Origin of the sequence: Pseudomonas sp. MIACH (genome assembly GCF_001269925.1) — a bacterium.
Lineage (GTDB): Bacteria > Pseudomonadota > Gammaproteobacteria > Pseudomonadales > Pseudomonadaceae > Aquipseudomonas.
Map to the genome: position 1 here is coordinate 64,579 of NZ_LHVO01000056.1, position 21,061 is coordinate 85,639.

Sequence of the window (21,061 nt, forward strand, 5' to 3'; positions counted from 1 at the left end):
GGCGAATTTCAAGCCTGCTCATCAATAGAAGGTGCAACGGGTGCAGGAGCCTTGCTCACCACCACCATTGCCGGGCGCAGCAGGCGACCATTGAGCTGGTAGCCCTTCTGGAACACTTTCAACACACTATTGGGCTCAAGATCATGGCTTTCTTGCATGGCCATGGCCTGATGATGCTCAGCGCTAAACGGTTCGCCGCCTTGCGGATCAATGGCTTCGAGCTGATAACGCTTCAGGGTGTCCTGAAACATTTTCAGGGTCAGTTCGATCCCTTCGCGCATCGGACGGATGTTTTCATCATCCGGGTTGGACAACTCAAGGCCGCGCTCCAGACTGTCAATGATTGGCAGCAGGTCACCGGCGAATTTCTCCAGCCCGAACTTGTGAGCTTTTTCTACATCCTGCTCGGCACGGCGGCGGACGTTCTGCAGATCGGCGGCAACACGCAAAGACTGATCCTGCGCAGCGGCCAACTGCTCTTCGAGCACTTGCACACGAGTTGCCAGTTCATCACCGACAGCCGAATTGGCGTCTGGAGTTTGCGTATCCTGCGTCTGTTCGTCAGCCATAGATTTCTCCTTTCAAAATCATGCGCGAGCTCAACTCGCGCTTCTGTTCCGGTATATGGGGCCACAATTTCCAGGTTCAAGGGCGCAAGGGTTACCAAAAGTCTTTCGACTGTCCCAGATCAGTTTCCATACCGACATGCTCCTTTGCACTAAAAAACCTGGGTAACCAAGCAATTTGAGCTAAGCATCAGGATTGTCAGCCCAGATCAAAACACTGTATAAATAACCAGACCTAAAGCCTGGGAGCGGCCGTCATGCTCGTGCACCTGTCTGTACATAACTACGCCATCGTTGAACACCTGGATCTCGAACTGGATCGCGGGATGAGCGTAATCACAGGCGAAACCGGCGCCGGCAAGTCGATCATGCTCGACGCGCTGGGCCTGACCCTAGGCGACCGCGCCGACAGTGGCGTGGTGCGCCCCGGTGCGGACAAGGCCGATATTCTGGCCACTTTCGACCTCGCGGACATCCCCGAAGCCGAAGCCTGGCTGGCCGAGCGCGACCTTAATAATGACGGCCCGTGCATCCTGCGCCGAGTCATCACCGCCGAGGGTCGCTCGCGCGGCTATATCAACGGCACGCCCTGCCCCTTAGGCGACCTGAAGGCCCTGGGTGAACTGCTGATCGACATCCATAGCCAGCATGAACACCAGTCCCTGCTCAAAACCGACACCCCTCGCCGCCTGCTCGACGAATACGCTGGCGCCACCGACCTTGCCCGGCAAGTACAACTTGCCGCCCAGCGCTGGCGCCAGACCCGACAGGAGCTGGAGCGACTTTCCAACTCCGGTGATGAGCAACGCGCTCGCCATCAATTGCTCAGCTATCAGCTTGAAGAGCTGGAAAGCCTGGGGCTTGGCGAAAACGAGCTGGAACAACTGGAACAGGAACACAAGAACCTCACCAACGCCGAAACCCTGCTGGGTATCTGCCGCCAAGTGGTGGAGCAATGCAGCGAGAGCGATTCCGGCAATGTGCTCAATGCGCTCACGGCCAGCCTCAACCGACTGTCCAGCGTTAACAGCGCCTCAGGCTCACTGAGTGAAGCCACCACGCTGCTGACCAGTGCGCAAATCCAGGTAGAAGAAGCAGTAGGTGAGCTCAACCGCTTTCTGGATCATTTCGATGCCGACCCGGCGCGGCTGCAGGAAATAGAAGAGCGCCTCGACACCATCTATACCTTGGCACGCAAACATCGAATCCAGCCCACCGAAGTGGCAACAATGCAGCAGAAGCTGCTGGATGAAATCGAGACCCTGAACGCGAATGACGAATCCATTGAGCGACTCGGCGAAGAGCTAGGCGCTTTTGCCCGCCACTATCAGGAGAAGGCCCGCGAACTGAGTGACCTGCGCCAACAGGCAGCCACCAGCCTGGCTGGTGCCGTTGAGCAGGAAATTCAGCGCCTGGGCATGCCGGGCGGACGCTTCACCATCGAGTTGCGTACCAACACCAGCAATGAGCTGCAACCCCACGGCCTGGAGCAGGTAGAGCTACTGGTCAGCGCCAACCCAGGGCAACCGCTCAAGGCACTGGCAAAAGTGGCGTCGGGTGGTGAGCTGTCACGAATCAGCTTGGCGATCCAAGTGATTACCGCGCAAACCTCCCGGGTACCGACACTGGTGTTCGACGAAGTGGACGTAGGTATCGGCGGGCCCACCGCAGAAATTGTTGGTCAGTTACTGCGCCGCCTGGGAGAGCGGGGCCAGGTGCTGACCGTCACGCACTTGCCGCAAGTGGCGGCCCAAGGGCATCAACATTTGTTTGTACACAAGGTCAGAGGCAGTGATGCGACACATACAGCCGTATCCAAACTGAACAAGTCGGAACGCGTGGAAGAAGTGGCGCGGATGCTAGGCGGTATCGACTTGACCAAAGAGTCTTTGGCACACGCGAAGAAAATGGTCGTAGCCACCAAGGCTTGAGCCGAACTTTTCCTTATTATAGAAAGCACGAAGGCGACCCTAGGGTCGCCTTCGATCGTTTCGCAGAGCAATTCTGCGTCGTTTTTACTTTTTCTTACGGATGTACAACACAAGATTGTGGTCGACCAAATCGAATCCATGCTCCTCAGCAATCTCATGCTGGAGCTTTTCGATTGCCGGGCTGGTGAACTCGATAACCTCATTGGTATCCAGGTCAACCATGTGATCGTGATGACCACCGTCAGCCAATTCGAACACTGCATGACCGCCGTCGAAATTATGACGAACCACCAGCCCTGCGGCTTCAAACTGGGTCAGTACACGGTAAACCGTGGCCAGGCCGACGTCCTCGTTAGACTCCATCAGCGCCTTGTAAACATCCTCGGCACTCATGTGACGCTGCTCAGCAGAATCGAGCATTTGTAGAATCTTGACTCGTGGCAGAGTCACTTTAAGACCGGCTTTGCGTAGTTCGCTATTTTCAACCATGGTTAGCTTTCTCGCGGATGCTGCTTCGCAGCTTCTCTTAATACGGGTATGATCGGCGTTTACGTTGTCCCAGCCAAGATAGTGGAAGTCGCCCACCGATGCAAAACACCAAGCTCTTGCTAACCAGTTTCACCTTTGTGGGACTGCTCGCACTCGCCGGTTGTTCATTCCCCGGGGTTTACAAAATCGACATCCAGCAGGGCAATGTCGTCACGCAGGACATGATAGACCAGTTACGCCCGGGAATGACCCGACGGCAAGTACGGTTTATTATGGGCAACCCCCTGCTGACCGACACTTTCCACGCCGATCGCTGGGATTATCTCTACAGCCTGCAGCCTGGTGGCGGTGAACGCCAACAGGAGCGTGTCAGCGTCATTTTTAATGGCAATGACCAGCTCGTCAGCCTGTCCGGTGACTTCATGCCAGGCGTAAGCCGCGATGAAGCACTGCTGGGCAACGGCAATGGCGCTAACGTGACTGCGCCAGCGCAGGAAAGCGAGAAGCCGAAGTCCGAAGTACCGGCTAAACCAGGCTCCTTGCTCGACAAGATCCAGAAAGACGTCGACGGGGTGGAAACCGTTCCAGTCCCGACGCCTCAACCTCTGGACACCAGCCCGCAGTAATATTGCGGCGCCCACAAAAAGCCCGGCATGCCGGGCTTTTTGTTACCTGCCGTTTAACCAACTGATGGATTCTACAGTTTGCCCAGCGCCGCCTTGGCTTTGGCTGCTCGCAGCCTGCGCACTTCTTTAGGGTCGACCAGCAATGGCCGATAGATCTCAATGCGATCGCCCGATTGCACGGGGCGCACGTCAGCATCCGTGGCAACCTTACCGAATACCCCTAAAAGACATTCAACCAGATCCAGCTCAGGAAACTGCGCAGCCATTCCTGACACTTGCACTGCCGCGCGCAAACTGGTTCCCGAAGCCACCGTCAACGCCAGCAACACCTGACGATCCTCGGCGGCATATACCACCTCAATCTCAACCATGCAGTTGCTTGGCTCGCTGGCAGAATGCATCAACCAGGGTATTGGTCGCCTGATTGAACAACGGCCCCAATGTCGCCCGCACAATCGGCCCGGCGTAATCAAACGACAGGTCCAGGCTGATCTTGCAGGCCTTGTCCGTCAGCGCCTTGAATACCCATACGCCATGCAACTGGGTAAACGGCCCTTCCTGCAGATTCATTTCAATGGACTTGCCGGGCACCAGCACATTACGCGTAACAAAGTGCTGACTAAGCCCGCCTTTCGCCACCCCAACACTGGCAACCATATGGTCATCACTGCTTTCCAGCACCTCGGCAGTTGAACACCAAGGCAGGAATTCCGGGTAACGCGCCACGTCGTTGACCAGGTCATAGAGCGCCTGCGCCGGATAGGGCAGCAGGGCCGAACGTTGAATATGCGTCGTCATGTGTGCGTGATTTCCACAGCTGAGCGGCAAACATCGCGAAATAACAGCCCGATCCGCGAGAGAAAATAACCAAAGTACTTCCCGCATTGTCCGGGATTCGACCAACACGCTCAAGCACGCAGGTTGACCGTAGCCGACACGCTCGCAACTCCCTATAATGCCGCCCCTATGGCTAAACAAAAGAAACACCCCACAGGGACCATCGCGCAAAATAAAAAAGCGCGACACGATTACTTCATCGAACATCGGTTCGAGGCTGGTCTGGTCCTGGCCGGCTGGGAAGTAAAGAGTCTGCGTGCCAGCAAGTTGCAGCTGGTCGACAGCTACGTATTGCTCAAGGATGGCGAGGCATGGCTGCTCGGCAGCCATATCACCCCGCTGACAACCGCGAGCACCCACGTAATTGCCGACCCGGTGCGCACACGCAAACTGCTGCTCAATGCCCGCGAACTGGAAAAACTCGCCGCAGCCGTACAGCAGAAAGGCTACGCCTGTATCTGCCTGTCCTGGTATTGGAGCAAGCATCTGGTCAAGTGTGAGATTGCACTGGGCAAGGGCAAGAAGGAATACGATAAGCGAGATACTGAGCGCGAACGCGATTCCAACCGCGAATTGCATCGCGCCGTGCGCAACAAGGGCAAGGAAGAATAATCCTTGTAACGTTGTAGCCTTGGGACTTTCCCAGGCTACATCCCCTTGCGCCGCTCCGCACGCGCCACGCGCTGAACTTCCTGGCGCACTTCCTCCAAGACTTCCTGTACGTACTCCAAGTGACGTGTAGAGACCTCTCGCGCCAACTCGGCTCGCCCCTCGATAATCGCCAGGTACAGTTCCCGGTGCTGGCTGATCAGCATGTCGCGGGTCTCCGTCCGCTGCTGATACATGCCACCGATATTGGTCACCACGTTACGCTTGAGCAGGTCGAACAAGCCACGGATGGTGTGCAGCAACACCGCGTTATGACTGGCCTCCGCAATAGCCAGGTGGAACCTTGCATCAGCAGCGCCCTCCTCGACCCGGCTCACTTCATCAACACGGGTATAGCAATCCTGTAGCGCGTCGAATGCAGCGGTCAGTCGTTCACGGTCGACCTCAGTCGCTCGCAATGCCGCGTAATAAGCACAAGATGCTTCAAGGGTCTGGCGAAATTCCAGCAAATCGCGCTGAGCCTCGGGATTGTTTTCCAACAGGTGCAACAGCGGATCGCTGAACGTCGAGCCCAGTGACTCAGCAACATAATTGCCTCCGCCCTGACGACTCACCAACAAGCCCTTAGCCGCCAGTTTCTGAATCGCCTCCCGCAATGACGGACGCGACACGCCAAACTGCTCAGCCAAAGCGCGCTCCGCCGGCAAGCGCTCACCCGACTTCAGCGTGCCCTCAAGGATCATCCCCTCAAGCTGCTCGACAATATCGTCAGACAAACGGCGCTGACGCACCTGATCAAACCCCATAACTCGCTCTCCACCATCCCGACCACTCGCCGGGCCCTCTATTCTGGCCTATCGCCGCCCTTCCAGCACCTATCAGAACTGCTTCGATTGACCCGATCAGACCACCTCGCCTGCCGAGCTACGACCAAAGTTTCGCAAGCGGCAAATTGACACATCCCCCCGAAGGCTTTTAACCTAGCCTCCAGCGATTGTAAATTGGTATTACCAATTATCCAAATCGACTAAGAAGTGCCTGACCAACAACAATTAGGGGCCACCCCATATGCAAACCTGGCAACAGCTCTACAGCCCTCTCGGCAGCCTCGGCCTGTCCGCATTGGCCGCCGTTATTCCGATCGTGTTCTTCTTCCTGGCCCTGGCCGTGTTTCGCCTCAAAGGCCACGTGGCCGGCAGCATCACCCTGGCATTATCGATACTGGTGGCGATCTTTGCCTTTCACATGCCAGTGGATATGGCGCTGGCCGCCGCCGGTTACGGTTTTGCCTATGGCCTGTGGCCTATTGCCTGGATCATTGTCGCGGCGGTGTTTCTCTACAAACTCACCGTTAAGAGCGGCCAATTCGAGATCATCCGCAGCTCCGTCCTGTCGATCACCGATGACCAACGCCTGCAAGTGCTGCTGATCGGTTTCTGCTTCGGCGCATTCCTGGAAGGTGCTGCCGGTTTCGGTGCGCCCGTGGCGATTACCGCCGCGCTGCTGGTAGGCCTGGGTTTCAACCCACTGTACGCGGCCGGCCTGTGCCTGATTGCCAACACCGCGCCCGTCGCCTTCGGTGCCCTGGGGATTCCAATCATCGTTGCAGGGCAAGTGACTGGTATCGATGCCTTCAAGATCGGCGCCATGACGGGTCGCCAGCTGCCGTTGCTGTCGCTGTTCGTGCCGTTCTGGCTGGTATTCATGATGGATGGCCTGCGTGGCGTTCGTGAAACATGGCCGGCTGCGCTGGTCGCCGGCCTGAGCTTTGCCATCACCCAATACTTCACTTCCAACTTCATCGGCCCGGAACTGCCGGATATCACCTCGGCCCTGGCCAGCCTGATTTCCCTGACGTTGTTCCTTAAAGTCTGGCAACCCAAGCGCACCGCGGGCGCACAGATTGCCGGCGCCACATCCGGCGTAGCAATTACCGCCAGTGCAGGCGGTTTCGGTCTGCCACGCAGCACGGTCGCCTCGCCTTACAGCCTGGGGCAGATCTTCAAGGCTTGGTCACCCTTCCTGATCCTCACCGTGCTGGTCACCATCTGGACCCTTAAACCCTTCAAGGCAATGTTCGCCGCTGGCGGCTCGATGTACAGCTGGGTATTCAACTTCGCGATCCCGCACCTGGATCAAATGGTGATCAAGGTTGCACCAATCGTGACCAACCCGACTGCAATTCCGGCGATATTCAAGCTGGACCCGATCTCAGCGACCGGCACCGCGATTTTCTTCTCCGCACTGATCTCGATGCTGGTTCTGAAGATCAACATCAAGATTGGTCTTACCACTTTGAAAGAGACCTTCTACGAACTACGCTGGCCGATCCTGTCCATCGGCATGGTGCTGGCATTCGCTTTCGTCACCAATTACTCCGGCATGTCTTCGACCATGGCGCTGGTGTTGGCCGGCACCGGCGCAGCCTTCCCGTTCTTCTCGCCTTTCCTCGGCTGGCTGGGAGTGTTCCTGACAGGCTCCGACACTTCGTCCAACGCCCTGTTCAGCTCGTTGCAAGCCACAACGGCGCACCAGATCGGCGTCAACGACACACTGCTGGTAGCGGCAAATACCAGCGGCGGCGTGACCGGCAAAATGATCTCGCCGCAATCGATCGCTGTGGCCTGCGCGGCGACCGGACTGGTGGGCAAAGAATCCGATCTGTTCCGTTTCACCCTCAAGCACAGCCTATTCTTCGCCACGATCGTCGGGCTGATCACCCTGGCCCAGGCTTACTGGTTTACCGGCATGCTGGTGCACTAAAGCCACAAGCAATAGGGTAATAACCGACGCCGGGCGGTAACCTCGGCGTCGGTTTTGCGTAATCGTGTCAACACGGCGCCCAGGGGGTGCTGATCCTGGAGGACCAATGAGTCTGCCTGCCGCTTTCCTTGCTGACGTCGCACAGCTGATCCCAAAAAGTCGGCGCTTCGACGATCCACTTTCCACCCTCGCATTCGGCACCGACGCCAGCTTTTACCGATTGGTCCCACAACTGGTGATCCGTGTGGAGTCGGAAGACGAAGTGGTTGCGCTGCTGCAACTGGCCCAGCGTGAACGCGTGCCGGTGACGTTCCGCGCAGCCGGCACCAGCCTTTCCGGGCAAGCGATAAGCGACTCGGTGCTGATTGTGCTGGGGGACAACTGGAACGGCCGTGAGATTCGCGGGCAAGGTACGCAGATCCGCCTGCAACCCGGCGTGATCGGCGCACAGGCTAACGCCTGGCTGGCGCCATTCGGGCGCAAGATCGGCCCCGACCCGGCGTCGATCAATGCCTGCAAGATCGGCGGAATCGTCGCCAACAACGCCAGTGGCATGTGCTGCGGTACGGCGCAGAACACCTACCACACCCTGGCCGGAATTTGTCTGGTTCTGGCTGATGGCAGTCGCCTCGATACAGAAGACTCAACCAGCGTTACGGCGTTTCGTGAACAGCACGGCGCACTGCTGGAGCGCCTGGCGACACTCGGCCGTGAGACGCGGGCAAACGCCGAATTGGCAGCAAAAATACGCCACAAATACCGCCTGAAAAATACCACCGGCCTGTCACTCAACGCCCTGGTAGATTTTGATGATCCGCTGGACATCCTCAGCCATTTATTGGTGGGCTCCGAGGGCACCCTGGGATTTATCAGCGCAGTCACCTACGACACCGTGATCGATCACCCCAACAAGGCGTCGGCGTTGATTGTGTTTCCAGACGTGGAGACCTGCTGTAACGCGGTCACCGTCCTGAAAACCCAACCGGTATCGGCCGTGGAACTGCTGGACCGGCGCAGCATGCGCTCGGTGCAGAACAAGCCGGGCATGCCCGCATTCGTACAGCACTTATCAGAAAATGCCTGCGCGCTGCTGATTGAATCCCGCGCCGCATCGCCGTCGTTGCTACACGAACAATTGGCGCTGATCATGGCGTCGCTGGCCGGTTTCCCAGTGGAGAAACAGGTCGACTTCACCGAAGACCCGGTGGAAAACGCTCGCCTGTGGGCAATCCGCAAGGACACCTTCCCTGCCGTAGGTGCTGTACGCAAAACCGGCACCACGGTAATCATCGAAGACGTCACCTTCCCGGTCGAGCAACTGGCGATTGGCGTGAACCGTTTGATCGAACTGTTCGACAAACATCACTACGACGAAGCCATCCTTTTCGGACATGCCCTGGAAGGTAATCTGCACTTTGTGTTCACCCAAGGCTTCAACAGTGCGCAAGAAGTCACACGCTATCAAGCGTTCATGGATGACGTCGCGCAATTGGTCGCCGTGGAGTTCGGCGGCTCACTGAAAGCCGAGCACGGCACCGGCCGCAATATGGCACCGTTCGTCGAGCTGGAATGGGGCAGCGATGCCTATCAACTGATGTGGCAACTTAAACGCCTGCTCGATCCCAACGGCATCCTCAACCCGGATGTGGTGCTCAGCGAAGATCCCCAGATTCACCTCAAACACCTCAAACCGCTGCCGGCGGCCGACGAGCTTGTGGATAAGTGCATTGAGTGTGGTTTCTGTGAACCGGTATGCCCCTCGAAAGGCCTGACGTTGAGCCCGCGCCAGCGCATCGTGATCTGGCGAGATATACAGGCAAAAAAACGTGCAGGCGTCGACACCACTGAACTGGAAGCGGCCTACCACTATCAGGGCATCGACACGTGCGCCGCTACTGGCCTATGTGCCCAGCGCTGCCCAGTAGGAATCAACACCGGCGACCTCGTGAAAAAACTGCGAAGCCGCGACGCCGACCGTACGAAAACCGCCGAATGGCTGGCCACCCATTTCGCCACGGCACTGCAAGGTGCGCGCTTTACCCTGCATGTCGCCAATAGCGCGCGCATGCTGCTGGGCGCTCCTCGCCTGGCGAAGCTGTCAGCCACCGTGACCAAGCTGTCCAAGGGACAGATCCCACAGTGGACCAACGCCATGCCACAACCGGAAAAAGCCATTCGCTTCAGCCCGGCCGTGACGGATGAGCGGCCACGAGTGGTCTACCTGGCGGCTTGTGTCTCACGCGCCATGGGGCCAGCGGCCGGTGACAAAGAGCAGATGTCGCTGTACGAAAAAACCCAAGGCCTGCTGGAAAAAGCCGGTTACCAAGTCGTGTTTCCCGATGATCAGGACAGCTTGTGCTGCGGCCAGCCTTTCGCGTCCAAAGGCTACGCCGAACAGGCAGAACACAAACGCCAGGAGCTGATCGGCGCCCTGCTCCATGCCAGCCGTGGCGGCCTGGACCCGATCTATTGCGACACCAGCCCCTGCACCCTGCGCCTGGTGCAAGACCTCGGCGAAACGCGCCTGGACCTTTACGACCCTGTACGCTTCATCCGTACGCACCTGATGGACCGTCTCGATTTCACACCGCAAGAGGCGCCGATCGCCGTGCACGTCACCTGTAGCACCCAACACCTGGGGGAAAGCCAGGCGCTGATCGACCTGGCCCGCCGTTGCGCCAAGACCGTGGTAATACCGGAAGGCATCCACTGCTGCGGATTTGCCGGCGACAAAGGTTTCACCACGCCGGAACTCAACGCCCACTCGCTGCGCTCCCTCAAGGATGCAGTGCAAGACTGCAGCGAAGGTATCTCCACCAGCCGCACCTGCGAGATCGGCCTGAGCCAGCACGGCGGTATCGATTATCACGGATTGGTGTACCTCGTGGATCGCGTGACCCAGGCCCGCGCGCATTAATCCCGCAAAAAAACAGAACCCCTGCGCGCCGGCGTAGTCATCTGCATAGGCCTCGACAAACGAGGCTCATCAGTGATGTCGCTGGCAGCCCTTGAACGCCAGCAGCGTCGAGCCCTTTGCGCAAGGAGATACCCTATGAAGCGTTCCGCTCTTGCTGGCTTGTTCATTACCGCTGCGATGTTGGCCTCCCCTGTTTTTGCGGCGGGCGAGCCCGACCTGTGCAAGATCAACCTGGACAAAATCAACAACGGTAAAGCGCTGCTCGCCACCGATTCCAGTGGCAAAAGTGGCGAAATCGACACAGCCGTCTCCCAGGCCAAGGCCGCCCACGCCGCCGGCGATGACAAGAAGTGCATCGAGATCACCTCCAAGGCCCTGCAAGACCTGCAGAACATGGACAAAGGCGGCCAATAAGCGCAGGGCCAACCTTCGGGTTGGCCTTCCGTAACCGTTTGGCGTACACTGCACAGGCTTGTCACTCACTATGAAACAACGAGTTACAAGCACGGGGCCGTTTAGGATTCGACGCCGGTCGCGAAACTTTAGGTGCATGCCGAGTTGGTAACAGAACTCGTAAATCCACTGTTGCAACTTCTTATAGTTGCCAATGACGAAAATCCAAGCTGGGAAACCGCTATCGCTGCGTAAGCAGCCTTAGATCCTGAGCTTCTGGTACCTTCGGGTCCAGCAATCACCAGGGGATGTCTGTAAACCCAAAGTGATTGTCATATAGAACAGAATCGCCGTGCAGTACGTTGTGGACGAAGCGGCTAAAACTTACACAACTCGCCCAAAGCACCCTGCCCTTCGGGTCGCTGAGGGTTAACTTAATAGAAACGGCTACGCATGTAGTACCGACAGCGGAGTACTGGCGGACGGGGGTTCAAATCCCCCCGGCTCCACCAATTCGCCTTCCCACGAAGGCCAAAAAAAGCCGTAAAGCCTAGATAAATCAAAGCTTTACGGCTTTTTTATTGCCAAAATCCACCCTCCCCCCCACTACAATGCTCATAAACGCTTGCGGCATAACACGCGCGCAACGACCAAACCAAACTCAGCGATACACCGGAAAACGACGGCACAGCGCAACAGCCTGTTCGCGCACGTGGTGTCCGACCTTGTCGCTTTCACCGTTTTCCAAGGCGTCCAGTACGTCGCACAACCAGCCGGCCACTTGCTGGCAGGCCTCCACACCAAACCCGCGGGTGGTCACCGCTGGGGTGCCGATGCGAAGGCCGGAGGTCACAAACGGTGAGCGTGGGTCATTTGGCACCGAGTTTTTGTTGGCGGTGATGTAGGCACTGCTCAGGGCGGTGTCGGCTTCTTTGCCGGTGTAGGGCTTGTCGGACAGGTCGATCAGCATCATGTGGTTGTCGGTGCCGCCTGAGACGATTTTGTACCCGCGCTCTTGCAACACCCCGGCCATGGCCCGGGCGTTGATGACCACCTGGGCCTGGTAGAGGCTGAACTCCGGCGCAAGCGCTTCCTTGAACGCCACGGCCTTGGCCGCGATCTGGTGCATCAACGGCCCGCCCTGTACGCCCGGAAACACAGCGGAATCGAGCTTCTTGTAGAAGGCTTCATCCTGTCCCTTGGACAAAATCAAACCGCCGCGTGGCCCGCGCAGGGTTTTGTGCGTGGTGCTGGTGACCACATGGGCATGGGGAAGCGGGTCCGGGTATTGTCCCGCGGCGACCAGCCCGGCGACGTGGGCCATATCGACCCAGAAGATAGCCCCGACCTTGTCGGCAATGCTGCGCATGCGTGCCCAGTCCTTGTAGCGCGAATACGCGGAAAAACCACCGATCAACATTTTGGGGCGTGTCTGCAGGGCGATGCGTTCCATCTCGTCGTAGTCAAGAAAGCCGGTTTTGGGGTCCAGTCCGTAAGGCACGATGGTGTAGTGACGCCCCGAAAAGTTGGCCGGGTTGCCGTGGGTCAGGTGACCGCCCTGGGCCAGGTTCATGCCCATCACCGTGTCACCGGGGTTGATCAGTGCCAGGAAGACCGCCGCGTTGGCCTGTGCGCCAGCATGGGGCTGCACGTTGGCGTAGTCGCAGTCGAACAGGGCCTTGACCCGCTTGATGGCCAGCCGCTCGGCCACATCGACGTATTCGCAGCCGCTGTAATAGCGCTTGCCGGGGTAGCCTTCGGCGTACTTGTTGGTGAGCACCGTGCTCTGGGTTTTCATCACCAGCGGGCTGGCATAGTTTTCCGAGGCGATCAGCTCGATATGGTCTTCCTGGCGATGCTCTTCGTTGTGAATCGATTCATACAGCTCAGGGTCGAAAGCGTTGAGGGTCAGCGTCGAGTCGTACATGCGCAAAGTGTCCTTGGTCAAGAATTCAAGCGGCGGATGACAGGGGCAAGCATCAGCGGTCGGCCTGTGGCACAGCCGTCTTTTCCCGACGCGGCCACTGCCCATTGAGCACCGCGTAGGCCGCTAGGCCGATGACTAGGCCCCAGAACGCGCCGCCGATGCCCAGCAGGGTGATATTGGCCGCGCAGGCCAGAAAGGTAATCAGCGACGCTTCCCGCGATCTCACGTCCGCCATCGCGTTGGCCACACTCATGCCGAGTGTGCCCAACAGGGCCAGCCCGGCCAGGGTGGTGATGAAGGTCGCCGGGAAGGCCATGAACACCGCCGCCAGGGTCACGCCGAAGATCCCCACGAGGATGTAGAAGATGCCCGCGGCCACGCCTGCGATCCAGCGCTTGGACGGGTCTTCAGACGCTTCCTTGCCCGTGCAGATGGCGGCCGTGATTGCCGCGAGGTTGAAGGCATGGGAACCGAACGGCGCCATCAGCAAAGAACCCAGCCCGGTCACACTGAGGATCGGGTTGGCACTGGTGTTGAAGCCATCATTGCGCAGCACCAGCATGCCCGGCATGTACTGCCCCGTGAGGGTGATCAGAAACAGCGGCAACGCCACGCTCAACAACGCATTGACCGAGAACTCAGGGCGTGTGAACACCGGGGTCGCAAACTCCAGCGCCAGCCCCGTGAAGTCCACGCGCTCCTGCATCAGCAGAAAGCCAAGCCCCAGCACCAGAATGCCGACCACTGCATAGCGCGCACTCAAGCGCTTGAACAGGATGTAGGCGCCTATCAACACCCCGACCAATAACGGGTCGACGCTCATGCTGGCGAACGCACCGATGCCGAACTGCAGCAGGATGCCGCCCAACAAGCCCGCTGCCACACCGGGCGGGATAAGGCGAACGGCTTTTTCAAAGTAACCGGACACGCCCAGCAGCACGAACGCTGCAGCCGAAATCATGTATGCCCCAATGGCCTCGGCGTAGGGTGTGGTCGCCAAGGCGACGATCAAAAACGCCGCCGCCGGGGTCGACCAGGCGGTGATGATCGGCTCGCGACTCACCCAGCTCAGGAACAACCCGGTCACACCGACCCCGATCGACACAGACCACACCCACGACGCCGTCAATTCAGGGCTGAGTCCTGCGACCTTGGCGGCCTGAAACACCAGGATGAAGGTGCCGCCGTAATTGACGATCACCGAGATCAGTCCGGCAACCACCGGATGCAGCAGGTCCCGCAGCCCCAGGGACGACGGGGATCGAGTAGATGACATAGGTCTTGGCTCCTTGCGGGACGACGCATTCGTCCATGGGTAAGCGGTCATTTATAGCCGTTGAATGGCAGGCTTTACCCCCGACGCTGCAGCGTAGAAGACCAGACCACGTTGCGCGGTCGGCTCAGCAATGCTCGCGCGCAAACGAGCCTGATCAACGAGGTAAAGCCTGGGGTGGCGAGGGCCAGAGTCTACGGATAAGCTGGCCTGCCCTTACCTGCCATTTCATGGAAAGAGAGCAGACCACATGGCAAAGACCTTCGAGCTGGAAACCCTGAAGATGCGCCTCAACGACGCGGAGTTTCAGTTGCTGGATCTGCACCAGCGGATCCAGCGTGCGTTGCGTGCCCTGATTCTCGACGGCGCCCTCGGCCCCGGCCTGAAACTGCCCGCCACGCGGGTGCTGTCCAAGTCACTGGGCTGCGCCCGCGACACTGTTGAGAACGCCTATGTGCAGTTGCATCGGGACGGGTTTATCGTGCGCCGCGAAGGGGCTGGCAGTTATGTCTGCGACACGCTGGGCGTCGAATTGCGCGGTGCCGGTCGTCGACGTCTGAGGGCTCAGGAAGTCAGGAGCAGTGTCGCCGCACCGGGCGCTGCACTCAGCCAACGCGGACGGATGATCTTCGACACCGGCGGCGTGCGCGATCAGCAAGTTATCAAGGCATTCGCCACCGGCCTGCCGGAAACCCGTAGCTTCCCGATGGATGTCTGGGAGCGCTTGCAGCGCCAGGTCATGAAAGACTATCGCGCCAGCGTGCTGCTGCATGGCGACCCACAAGGGGTCGAGCCCCTGCGCAAGGCGATTGCCACTTACCTGAACCTCGAACGCGGCGCCAAATGCTCCCCCGACCAGGTACTGGTCTTGAGCAGTACGCGTCAGGCCTTGTACTTGTGCGCGCAGTTACTGGTGGACGCCGGCAAGCCGATTCTGCTGGAAAATCCCGGCTATTACGGCGCCCGCAAGGCCTTCGAAATCGCCGAAACCAAGGTGCTGCCCATTGATGTCGATGAACGCGGCATCCGCACCGACCTGCTGTACGCCGACCGCAGCGGCGCCAATTGCGTGTATGTCACGCCCTCGCACCAATACCCCACCGGCGTGACGTTGCCGCTGGAGCGGCGTCTTGATTTGATCAATTGGGCGGCACAGAAAGGCAAGTGGATCATCGAGGATGACTACGACAGCGAGTTCCATTACGACGGGCAACCCACGGCGTGTGTGCAAGGCCTGGACAAGTATCAGCGCACGCTCTACATCGGCACATTCAGCAAGACGCTCTACCCCGGCCTGCGCATGGGGTACATGGTGCTGCCCCCCGAACTGGTCAAGCCCTTTGCCTATGCGCGCAGCATGATGGACGGCCACACGCCGCAAACGCTGCAACTGACGCTGGCGCGTTTTATGGAGGACGGCCATTACAACGCGCATGTCCGGGCCATGCGCAAGCTCTATGCCGGACGCCGGTCGAGCATGCACGACGCGATCGGCAAGTACTTGAGCACGGTGGTCAGCACCGAACTGCCGCCGGGCGGATTGCAAATCCCCTGCTTGCTGAAGGCCGGATGGTCCGAGGAAAAAACCATCCGCCAGGCCGCCGCTGCTGGCGTACAACTGTCCGGCCTCAGCGGCTTGTACGTGGGCGACCCGAAGCAACAGGGCTGGCTGTTGGGCTACTCCTCCCTGACCGCACATGAAATCGAAGCCGCCACGTTGCGCCTGGCCAACGCCCTGAAAATCTAATCGCCCAGCGCATGGTTCGTCAGCAACTGCCGGGCCTGGGCGGCCATCCGCGCAACATCTCCCCCGAAACTCTGCTGATCCAGGCCAGCGAAACCCTCGCCTCACTCAACGCCATGACCACCGATCTGGCCTTCGAGTTCGAAGGCGCCAACCGTCACAAGCTACTGGCCACCCAACACTTGATCGTGCTGGGTGAACGCTTGGTCGAGCGAGTGATGGTACTCACCCAGGGCACGCAAACGGGCTTCCAATCTTAATCATTCTCAACACTTAAATTAGCAAGTTAGCCAACTAACGACTTTCAACCATCCACTTGAATAGCTCATCATCCGCATCGCTATTGCTTTAACGATAAACCCTGCGATTATTTTTAATTCACATATATTTTACATCCCCTTACATATGCTAGTGTCATTAAGGCATCAATGCTATTCCAACCAGAATCAAGGGGTGTGTATGGCAGGAGTAATGGCATCCGTTAACAGCCGTACGCAATTGGTCGGCCAGAACAGGCTGGAATTATTGCTATTCCGCTTCAACGATCAACAGCTATACGGGATCAACGTCTTTAAAGTGCGGGAAGTTATCCGCTGCCCCAAGTTATCCATACTACCAAAGTCTAATAACAACATTTGTGGCGTTGCCAATATACGCGGCGCTTGTATCCCTATTCTAGACCTCGCGATGGCAACAGGACTGCCCGGCATCACCGATAAAGAAAGCGCTTTTATTATACTTACGGAGTACAACAACCGCGTTCAAGGTTTCCTCGTCCATGCGGTTGAACACATCGTCAATTTGAACTGGGAAGACATTCATCCGCCCCCCAAGGGCAGCGGTGACAACAATTACCTGACGGCCGTTACCCGTGCCGATGATCGTCTGGTCGAAATCATCGATGTGGAAAAGGTACTGACGGAAATCTCGCCCTCGTCCGAAGAAATATCCATTGGCGTGGTGGACGACGCGGTCACCCAACAGGCCAGGCACCTGCGTGTGCTGACCGTGGATGACTCGATGGTGGCGCGTAAACAGGTGACCCGCTGCCTGGAGACGGTGGGCGTCGAGGTGGTCGCGTTGAACGATGGGCGCCAGGCGCTGGATTACCTTCGGGCCATGCTCGACGAGGGGCGCAACCCCGACGAGGAGTTCCTGATGATGATTTCAGACATCGAAATGCCGGAAATGGACGGCTATACCCTGACCGCCGAAATACGCAGCGACCCGCGCATGGCCAAGTTGCATATCGTGCTGCACACCTCCCTGTCGGGCGGTTTCAACCAGGCCATGGTCAAGAAGGTCGGAGCCGATGACTTCCTGGCGAAGTTTCGCCCGGATGACCTGGCAGGCCGCGTGGTCGCACGTATCAAGGCCGCAAGCACTGTCTGAAAGGCAAAACGAACTTGCTCAAGCCAAGGAGGCTGATAAGAAACGCATAAAAAGAACATCAACAGAGGGCATACCATGTTGAAGTGCAATGAACTAAACCTTCAGGCGCCTCACGGCGAGGCAAAGCCATTCTGGCGGGACAGCGCACCGTCAGAGGGGCCGTGCGCCTTGGGCTGCGGCGCTCAGCCGCCCGCCCCCGCACCAACGGCTGTGCCAGCCATCCCCACATCCATGCAGGACGAGTTGCTCGCCGCACAGGAAATCTGTAGCCGCGCCAAGACCGCCGTTATCGAAATGTTCGGCCATGCCCGTATGGGCCGGGCCCTGGAGCTTGAACACATCAGTGCCCTGGTGGACGACATTTCGAGCTCGATCGCCCGCCATCCCAATGCCTTTATCAGCCTGGCACGCCTGAAAAGCGTCGACGACTACACCTACATGCATTCGGTCGCCGTGTGTGCGCTGATGATTGCCTTGGGTAATCAATTGGGCCTGTCCACCGCACTGATTCGACGCGTCGGGATGGCCGGACTGCTGCACGACATCGGCAAAATGACCATACCGGGCGCTATCCTCAACAAGCCTGGACGGTTGAGCAGTGACGAATGGCAACTGGTGCGCACCCACCCACTGGAGGGGGAAAAAACCCTGCTGGCAGCCTCGCAGATGTGCGAGATGGTGGTGGATGTGTGCCTGCATCACCACGAAAAAGTCGACGGCAGCGGATACCCCCATCAATTGGCGGGGGACCAGATCAGCCTAGCGGCCCGAATGGCTGCGGTGTGCGATGTCTACGACGCAATCACCTCGGACCGCCCCTACAACCAGGGCTGGGACCCCGCCGTCGCCATCCAGCAAATGTCCACATGGGCCGGGCATTTTGATGATGAGGTGTTCCGCGCGTTTTTAAAGTCCGTGGGTATTTACCCAGTCGGCTCTATCGTTCAATTGAAAAGTGGCAGTATCGGTGTAGTGATAGAACAACATCCCGACTCATTATTGACGCCAAAAATAAAAGTGTTTTTCCTGCCCGTTCTAAATATCTATGTAACGCCGAAAACAATTGACCTGAGTGATCCCGCACAACCCGACCGAATTGTTGCGCGAGTACCACCCCAGCGTTACGGTTTTAAAAATACCGAACGTTTATGGCTCGATGAAGATATGCCCGAAAAGCGTTAAGTAATGCCCAGCGCTGTACAGCATGCCTATGCCTAAACAGCCGACGATCAAACAATAAGCCTCGCGTGCAAAAAGACATTGGAATGCCAACATCCGTTTATGTTGGTAACTATTAGCGTGGGCAGGAAATATCATGAAATTCAACTCATTGCAGACTCGAATTTGCTTCACCGCCGGGCTCTGCCTGTTTATCTCATGTGCGAGTTTGGTGTCATATGGCTTGTACTCCTCGAACGCCAACCAGGCCTATGTAGGCACTGAGGTTTCAACCCTGATTGAAAGCGCCACCATCCGCGAAGTGCAAAACCTGGCCGAGTCGCGTGCCAATGCCATCCAGGCAAAACTGCAGAACGCCTTGGACTCGGCACGCACAATGGCCAATACGCTGGGCGCGAGTAAAAGTGCCCAGAGCCCGCTGACCCTGGGCCGTGAGCAGATCAATACGATGCTGCTCAGCGTGCTCAAGGACAACCCCGACTTCAACGGCACGTATTCATGCTGGGAGCCGGATGCGCTCGACGGCCAGGATCAAGCTTTTCGTATCAATGAGGGCGGTAACAACCCGTTGACGGGCCGCTTCACCCCCTACTGGACACGCAGCTCAGATGGCCATATCGCCGTGCAACCGCTGGTTGAGTACGACTCCGATGCCCGCCACCCCAATGGCGTGTTGAAGGGCGGCTGGTACTCCGGCCCTCGGGACACCCAGAAAGAAAGCGTACTGGACCCACTTCCCTATGTGGTGCAAGGCAAAAATGTATGGCTGACCACGCTGTCGGTACCTATCACCGCCAATGGCAAGTTCTACGGCGTGGTCGGTGCTGACTTCGACATCTCGTTTATCCAGAAGCTCAGCGAACAAATGTCCGCCGACCTGTATGGCGGCAAAGGCTCCGTGGCGATCCTGAGCAATCAAGGGCTGGTGGTGGCCGACAGCAAACGCCCGGAACTCATCGGCCAGTCACTGAAAGCCTTGTTGCCCGGCACATGGGAAAAAGTGCTGGCCAATGTGCAGAAGGGCCAGGGAGACAGCCGGTTCAACCAGGACTCCCAGGAAATCGAAGTGCAGATGCCGATCAACCTGGGTCGCACCGGCAAGCCCTGGGCGATCGTGATCCATCTGCCCAAGGCGGTGGTCATGAGCCAGGCCATGGCCCTGGAGCAGGAACTGCAGTCACGTGGCGTCAGGAGCAGCATCTGGCAGGTCTCGGTCGGCGTGGGCATCTCGTTGCTGGCATTGCTGGCGTTGTGGTTTGCCACAGCGAAAATCGTCGGCCCGATTCGTGAAGCCGCCGCCCTGGCCGCCAACATCAGCCTGGGTGATTTCTCTCGTCGGCTGGTGCAAAAGTCTGAAGATGAAGTCGGCCAATTGTCCTTTGCCTTGAACGATATGTCGGAAAGCCTGCAACGCCAGGTACGCGTGGCCGAGCGCATTTCCGAAGGGGACCTGGATCTGGAAGTACGCCTGTCCTCGCCCAACGACACCCTGGGCAAGTCGTTGGAAAAAATGGTCGGCAACCTCAACACCCTGATTTCCCAGGTGCAGGCCAGCGCCACGCAAATCACCGGCAGCTCTGCGCAGGTCACCGAGTTGAGCCAGTCGCTGTCCGACGGCGCGTCGAACTCTGCATCCTCCATCACCGAAATCAGCGCGGTGATGACCCAGATGGCAGCCCAGACTACCGACAACGCCGCCAATGCGAAAAAGGCCGACGAGCAATCCCAGGCCTCGCGCGCCGACGCCGGGGAAAGTGACAAGTTGATGAGCGAATTGATCGCGGCCATGGCGGAAATCGACAACTCGGGCAAAGACATCACGGCCATTATCACCACCATCGACAACATCGCCGCTCAAACCAACCTGCTGGCGCTGAACGCGGCCATCGAGGCGGCACGTGCCGGCGAACTGGGTCGTGGTTTTGCGGTGGTCGCCGACGAAGTCAGGAGCCTCGCCGCCCGCAGCGCCGAAGCCGCCCAGCAAACCGCCGCGCTGATTGCCGATTCTTCGACCAAGACGCAACGCGGCATGATCATCGCCGGCCGTACAGCCGACTCGTTGAGAAATATCGTCACCGGCACCAGCACGGTTTCCAGCCTGGTGTCGTTGATCTACCAAGCCTCCAGTGAGCAGGCTTCCGGCCTGCAACAGGCAAGCATCGGCCTGGAGCAGATCGACGAAGTCACCCAGCAGAATCAAGCAAACTCCCAACAATGCGCGGAGGCGGCCAAGAACCTGTCGGAACGGGCCAACTCCATGCAACAGGGCCTGAGCCGCTTCAAAGTCAAAGTCTCGTAATGCCTCAAGCGAAGCCAGGAGGACGTCAACCTCCTGGCCCAACGACATAACCCCACTCTCATTCATGAAATATTAAGAATCGTCTCCCTATACTCACCGATTGCGTGCCGTTCCCC

The 21,061-nt window shown here is 58.3% G+C and carries 18 protein-coding genes and 1 other RNA gene; 12 read left to right on the forward strand and 7 right to left on the reverse strand.

Annotation, left to right across the window (positions count from 1 at the left end; translation table 11 throughout):
• Positions 1–8: 8 nt before the first annotated feature.
• Positions 9–569, reverse strand: coding sequence for a nucleotide exchange factor GrpE (grpE, locus tag AD670_RS23105; protein WP_053137824.1), 561 nt, complete (start codon positions 567–569; stop codon positions 9–11).
• 254 nt (positions 570–823) lie between these two features.
• Here grpE and recN point away from each other — a divergent pair, with 254 nt between their 5' ends.
• A complete protein-coding gene (recN, locus tag AD670_RS23110; RefSeq protein ID WP_053137827.1) occupies positions 824–2,497 on the forward strand; it encodes a DNA repair protein RecN in 1,674 nt (557 codons plus the stop codon).
• Between the two features lie 84 nt (positions 2,498–2,581).
• Here recN and fur read toward each other — a convergent pair whose 3' ends face one another.
• Positions 2,582–2,986 carry a ferric iron uptake transcriptional regulator gene (fur, locus tag AD670_RS23115; protein WP_010562662.1) on the reverse strand — a complete coding sequence of 135 codons (405 nt, stop codon included), beginning with the start codon at positions 2,984–2,986 and terminating at the stop codon, positions 2,582–2,584.
• Between the two features lie 98 nt (positions 2,987–3,084).
• On the opposite strand from fur, the gene AD670_RS23120 reads away from it, so the two are divergent.
• Complete coding sequence (locus AD670_RS23120; protein WP_053137830.1) at positions 3,085–3,612, forward strand: outer membrane protein assembly factor BamE; 528 nt, start codon at positions 3,085–3,087, stop codon at positions 3,610–3,612.
• Positions 3,613–3,683: 71 nt separating this feature from the next.
• Here AD670_RS23120 and AD670_RS23125 read toward each other — a convergent pair whose 3' ends face one another.
• Together AD670_RS23125 and AD670_RS23130 are read right to left on the reverse strand one after the other, a co-directional pair.
• Positions 3,684–3,983, reverse strand: coding sequence for an RnfH family protein (locus AD670_RS23125; protein ID WP_053137833.1), 300 nt, complete (start codon positions 3,981–3,983; stop codon positions 3,684–3,686).
• Positions 3,976–4,410, reverse strand: a complete 435-nt coding sequence (locus tag AD670_RS23130; RefSeq protein WP_053137836.1) for a type II toxin-antitoxin system RatA family toxin — start codon at positions 4,408–4,410, stop codon at positions 3,976–3,978. Before AD670_RS23130 ends, AD670_RS23125 begins: the two co-directional genes overlap by 8 nt.
• Positions 4,411–4,578: 168 nt before the next feature.
• On the opposite strand from AD670_RS23130, the gene smpB reads away from it, so the two are divergent.
• Positions 4,579–5,061 (forward strand): SsrA-binding protein SmpB, encoded by a 483-nt coding sequence (gene smpB, locus AD670_RS23135; RefSeq protein WP_003176160.1) that lies wholly within the window; start codon positions 4,579–4,581, stop codon positions 5,059–5,061.
• 35 nt (positions 5,062–5,096) lie between these two features.
• On the opposite strand, the gene AD670_RS23140 is transcribed toward smpB, so the two are convergent.
• Positions 5,097–5,864: an FCD domain-containing protein gene (locus AD670_RS23140; RefSeq protein ID WP_053137839.1), complete on the reverse strand. Its 768-nt coding sequence runs from the start codon at positions 5,862–5,864 to the stop codon at positions 5,097–5,099.
• Between the two features lie 262 nt (positions 5,865–6,126).
• Between AD670_RS23140 and AD670_RS23145 the strand changes: the two genes are divergently transcribed.
• From AD670_RS23145 to ssrA, 4 genes are all read left to right on the forward strand, one after another.
• A complete protein-coding gene (locus AD670_RS23145; protein WP_053137842.1) occupies positions 6,127–7,821 on the forward strand; it encodes a lactate permease LctP family transporter in 1,695 nt (564 codons plus the stop codon).
• A 106-nt stretch (positions 7,822–7,927) separates the two neighbouring features.
• Positions 7,928–10,738 (forward strand): FAD-binding and (Fe-S)-binding domain-containing protein, encoded by a 2,811-nt coding sequence (locus tag AD670_RS23150; protein ID WP_053137845.1) that lies wholly within the window; start codon positions 7,928–7,930, stop codon positions 10,736–10,738.
• Between the two features lie 135 nt (positions 10,739–10,873).
• Positions 10,874–11,152, forward strand: coding sequence for a hypothetical protein (locus AD670_RS23155; RefSeq protein ID WP_053137848.1), 279 nt, complete (start codon positions 10,874–10,876; stop codon positions 11,150–11,152).
• A 93-nt stretch (positions 11,153–11,245) separates the two neighbouring features.
• Positions 11,246–11,643: a transfer-messenger RNA gene (ssrA, locus tag AD670_RS31160) on the forward strand.
• Positions 11,644–11,792: 149 nt separating this feature from the next.
• Here the strand turns inward: ssrA and glyA are convergent.
• Both glyA and AD670_RS23165 read right to left on the reverse strand, forming a co-directional pair.
• Positions 11,793–13,058, reverse strand: a complete 1,266-nt coding sequence (gene glyA / locus AD670_RS23160) for a serine hydroxymethyltransferase (protein WP_053137851.1) — start codon at positions 13,056–13,058, stop codon at positions 11,793–11,795.
• 52 nt (positions 13,059–13,110) lie between these two features.
• Positions 13,111–14,334, reverse strand: coding sequence for a benzoate/H(+) symporter BenE family transporter (locus tag AD670_RS23165; RefSeq protein WP_053137854.1), 1,224 nt, complete (start codon positions 14,332–14,334; stop codon positions 13,111–13,113).
• 247 nt (positions 14,335–14,581) lie between these two features.
• Between AD670_RS23165 and AD670_RS23170 the strand changes: the two genes are divergently transcribed.
• From AD670_RS23170 to AD670_RS23190, 5 genes are all read left to right on the forward strand, one after another.
• Entirely contained in the window at positions 14,582–16,078 is a 1,497-nt protein-coding gene (locus AD670_RS23170) for a PLP-dependent aminotransferase family protein (RefSeq protein ID WP_053137857.1), read from the forward strand.
• 11 nt (positions 16,079–16,089) lie between these two features.
• A complete protein-coding gene (locus AD670_RS23175; protein WP_053137860.1) occupies positions 16,090–16,335 on the forward strand; it encodes a DUF6124 family protein in 246 nt (81 codons plus the stop codon).
• 199 nt (positions 16,336–16,534) lie between these two features.
• Positions 16,535–17,467: a chemotaxis protein CheV gene (locus AD670_RS23180; RefSeq protein WP_053137863.1), complete on the forward strand. Its 933-nt coding sequence runs from the start codon at positions 16,535–16,537 to the stop codon at positions 17,465–17,467.
• Between the two features lie 75 nt (positions 17,468–17,542).
• On the forward strand, positions 17,543–18,649 hold the full coding sequence (locus AD670_RS23185; protein ID WP_082341033.1) for an HD-GYP domain-containing protein: 1,107 nt from the start codon (positions 17,543–17,545) through the stop codon (positions 18,647–18,649).
• A 133-nt stretch (positions 18,650–18,782) separates the two neighbouring features.
• Positions 18,783–20,945: a methyl-accepting chemotaxis protein gene (locus tag AD670_RS23190; RefSeq protein WP_053137871.1), complete on the forward strand. Its 2,163-nt coding sequence runs from the start codon at positions 18,783–18,785 to the stop codon at positions 20,943–20,945.
• Positions 20,946–21,061 lie beyond the last annotated feature (116 nt).

What these genes read in the sequence shown, in the direction of transcription:
- AD670_RS23120 (WP_053137830.1), top strand. Translation starts at nt 3,085, where the DNA reads ATGCAAAACACCAAGCTCTTGCTAACCAGTTTCACCTTTGTGGGACTG.
- AD670_RS23145 (WP_053137842.1), top strand. Translation starts at nt 6,127, where the DNA reads ATGCAAACCTGGCAACAGCTCTACAGCCCTCTCGGCAGCCTCGGCCTG.
- AD670_RS23180 (WP_053137863.1), top strand. Translation starts at nt 16,535, where the DNA reads ATGGCAGGAGTAATGGCATCCGTTAACAGCCGTACGCAATTGGTCGGC.
- AD670_RS23185 (WP_082341033.1), top strand. Translation starts at nt 17,543, where the DNA reads ATGTTGAAGTGCAATGAACTAAACCTTCAGGCGCCTCACGGCGAGGCA.
- AD670_RS23165 (WP_053137854.1), bottom strand. Translation starts at nt 14,334, where the DNA reads ATGTCATCTACTCGATCCCCGTCGTCCCTGGGGCTGCGGGACCTGCTG.
- AD670_RS23155 (WP_053137848.1), top strand. Translation starts at nt 10,874, where the DNA reads ATGAAGCGTTCCGCTCTTGCTGGCTTGTTCATTACCGCTGCGATGTTG.
- AD670_RS23170 (WP_053137857.1), top strand. Translation starts at nt 14,582, where the DNA reads ATGGCAAAGACCTTCGAGCTGGAAACCCTGAAGATGCGCCTCAACGAC.
- AD670_RS23190 (WP_053137871.1), top strand. Translation starts at nt 18,783, where the DNA reads ATGAAATTCAACTCATTGCAGACTCGAATTTGCTTCACCGCCGGGCTC.
- AD670_RS23140 (WP_053137839.1), bottom strand. Translation starts at nt 5,864, where the DNA reads ATGGGGTTTGATCAGGTGCGTCAGCGCCGTTTGTCTGACGATATTGTC.
- AD670_RS23150 (WP_053137845.1), top strand. Translation starts at nt 7,928, where the DNA reads ATGAGTCTGCCTGCCGCTTTCCTTGCTGACGTCGCACAGCTGATCCCA.
- AD670_RS23125 (WP_053137833.1), bottom strand. Translation starts at nt 3,983, where the DNA reads ATGGTTGAGATTGAGGTGGTATATGCCGCCGAGGATCGTCAGGTGTTG.
- AD670_RS23175 (WP_053137860.1), top strand. Translation starts at nt 16,090, where the DNA reads ATGGTTCGTCAGCAACTGCCGGGCCTGGGCGGCCATCCGCGCAACATC.
- smpB (WP_003176160.1), top strand. Translation starts at nt 4,579, where the DNA reads ATGGCTAAACAAAAGAAACACCCCACAGGGACCATCGCGCAAAATAAA.
- recN (WP_053137827.1), top strand. Translation starts at nt 824, where the DNA reads ATGCTCGTGCACCTGTCTGTACATAACTACGCCATCGTTGAACACCTG.
- AD670_RS23130 (WP_053137836.1), bottom strand. Translation starts at nt 4,410, where the DNA reads ATGACGACGCATATTCAACGTTCGGCCCTGCTGCCCTATCCGGCGCAG.
- grpE (WP_053137824.1), bottom strand. Translation starts at nt 569, where the DNA reads ATGGCTGACGAACAGACGCAGGATACGCAAACTCCAGACGCCAATTCG.
- fur (WP_010562662.1), bottom strand. Translation starts at nt 2,986, where the DNA reads ATGGTTGAAAATAGCGAACTACGCAAAGCCGGTCTTAAAGTGACTCTG.
- glyA (WP_053137851.1), bottom strand. Translation starts at nt 13,058, where the DNA reads ATGTACGACTCGACGCTGACCCTCAACGCTTTCGACCCTGAGCTGTAT.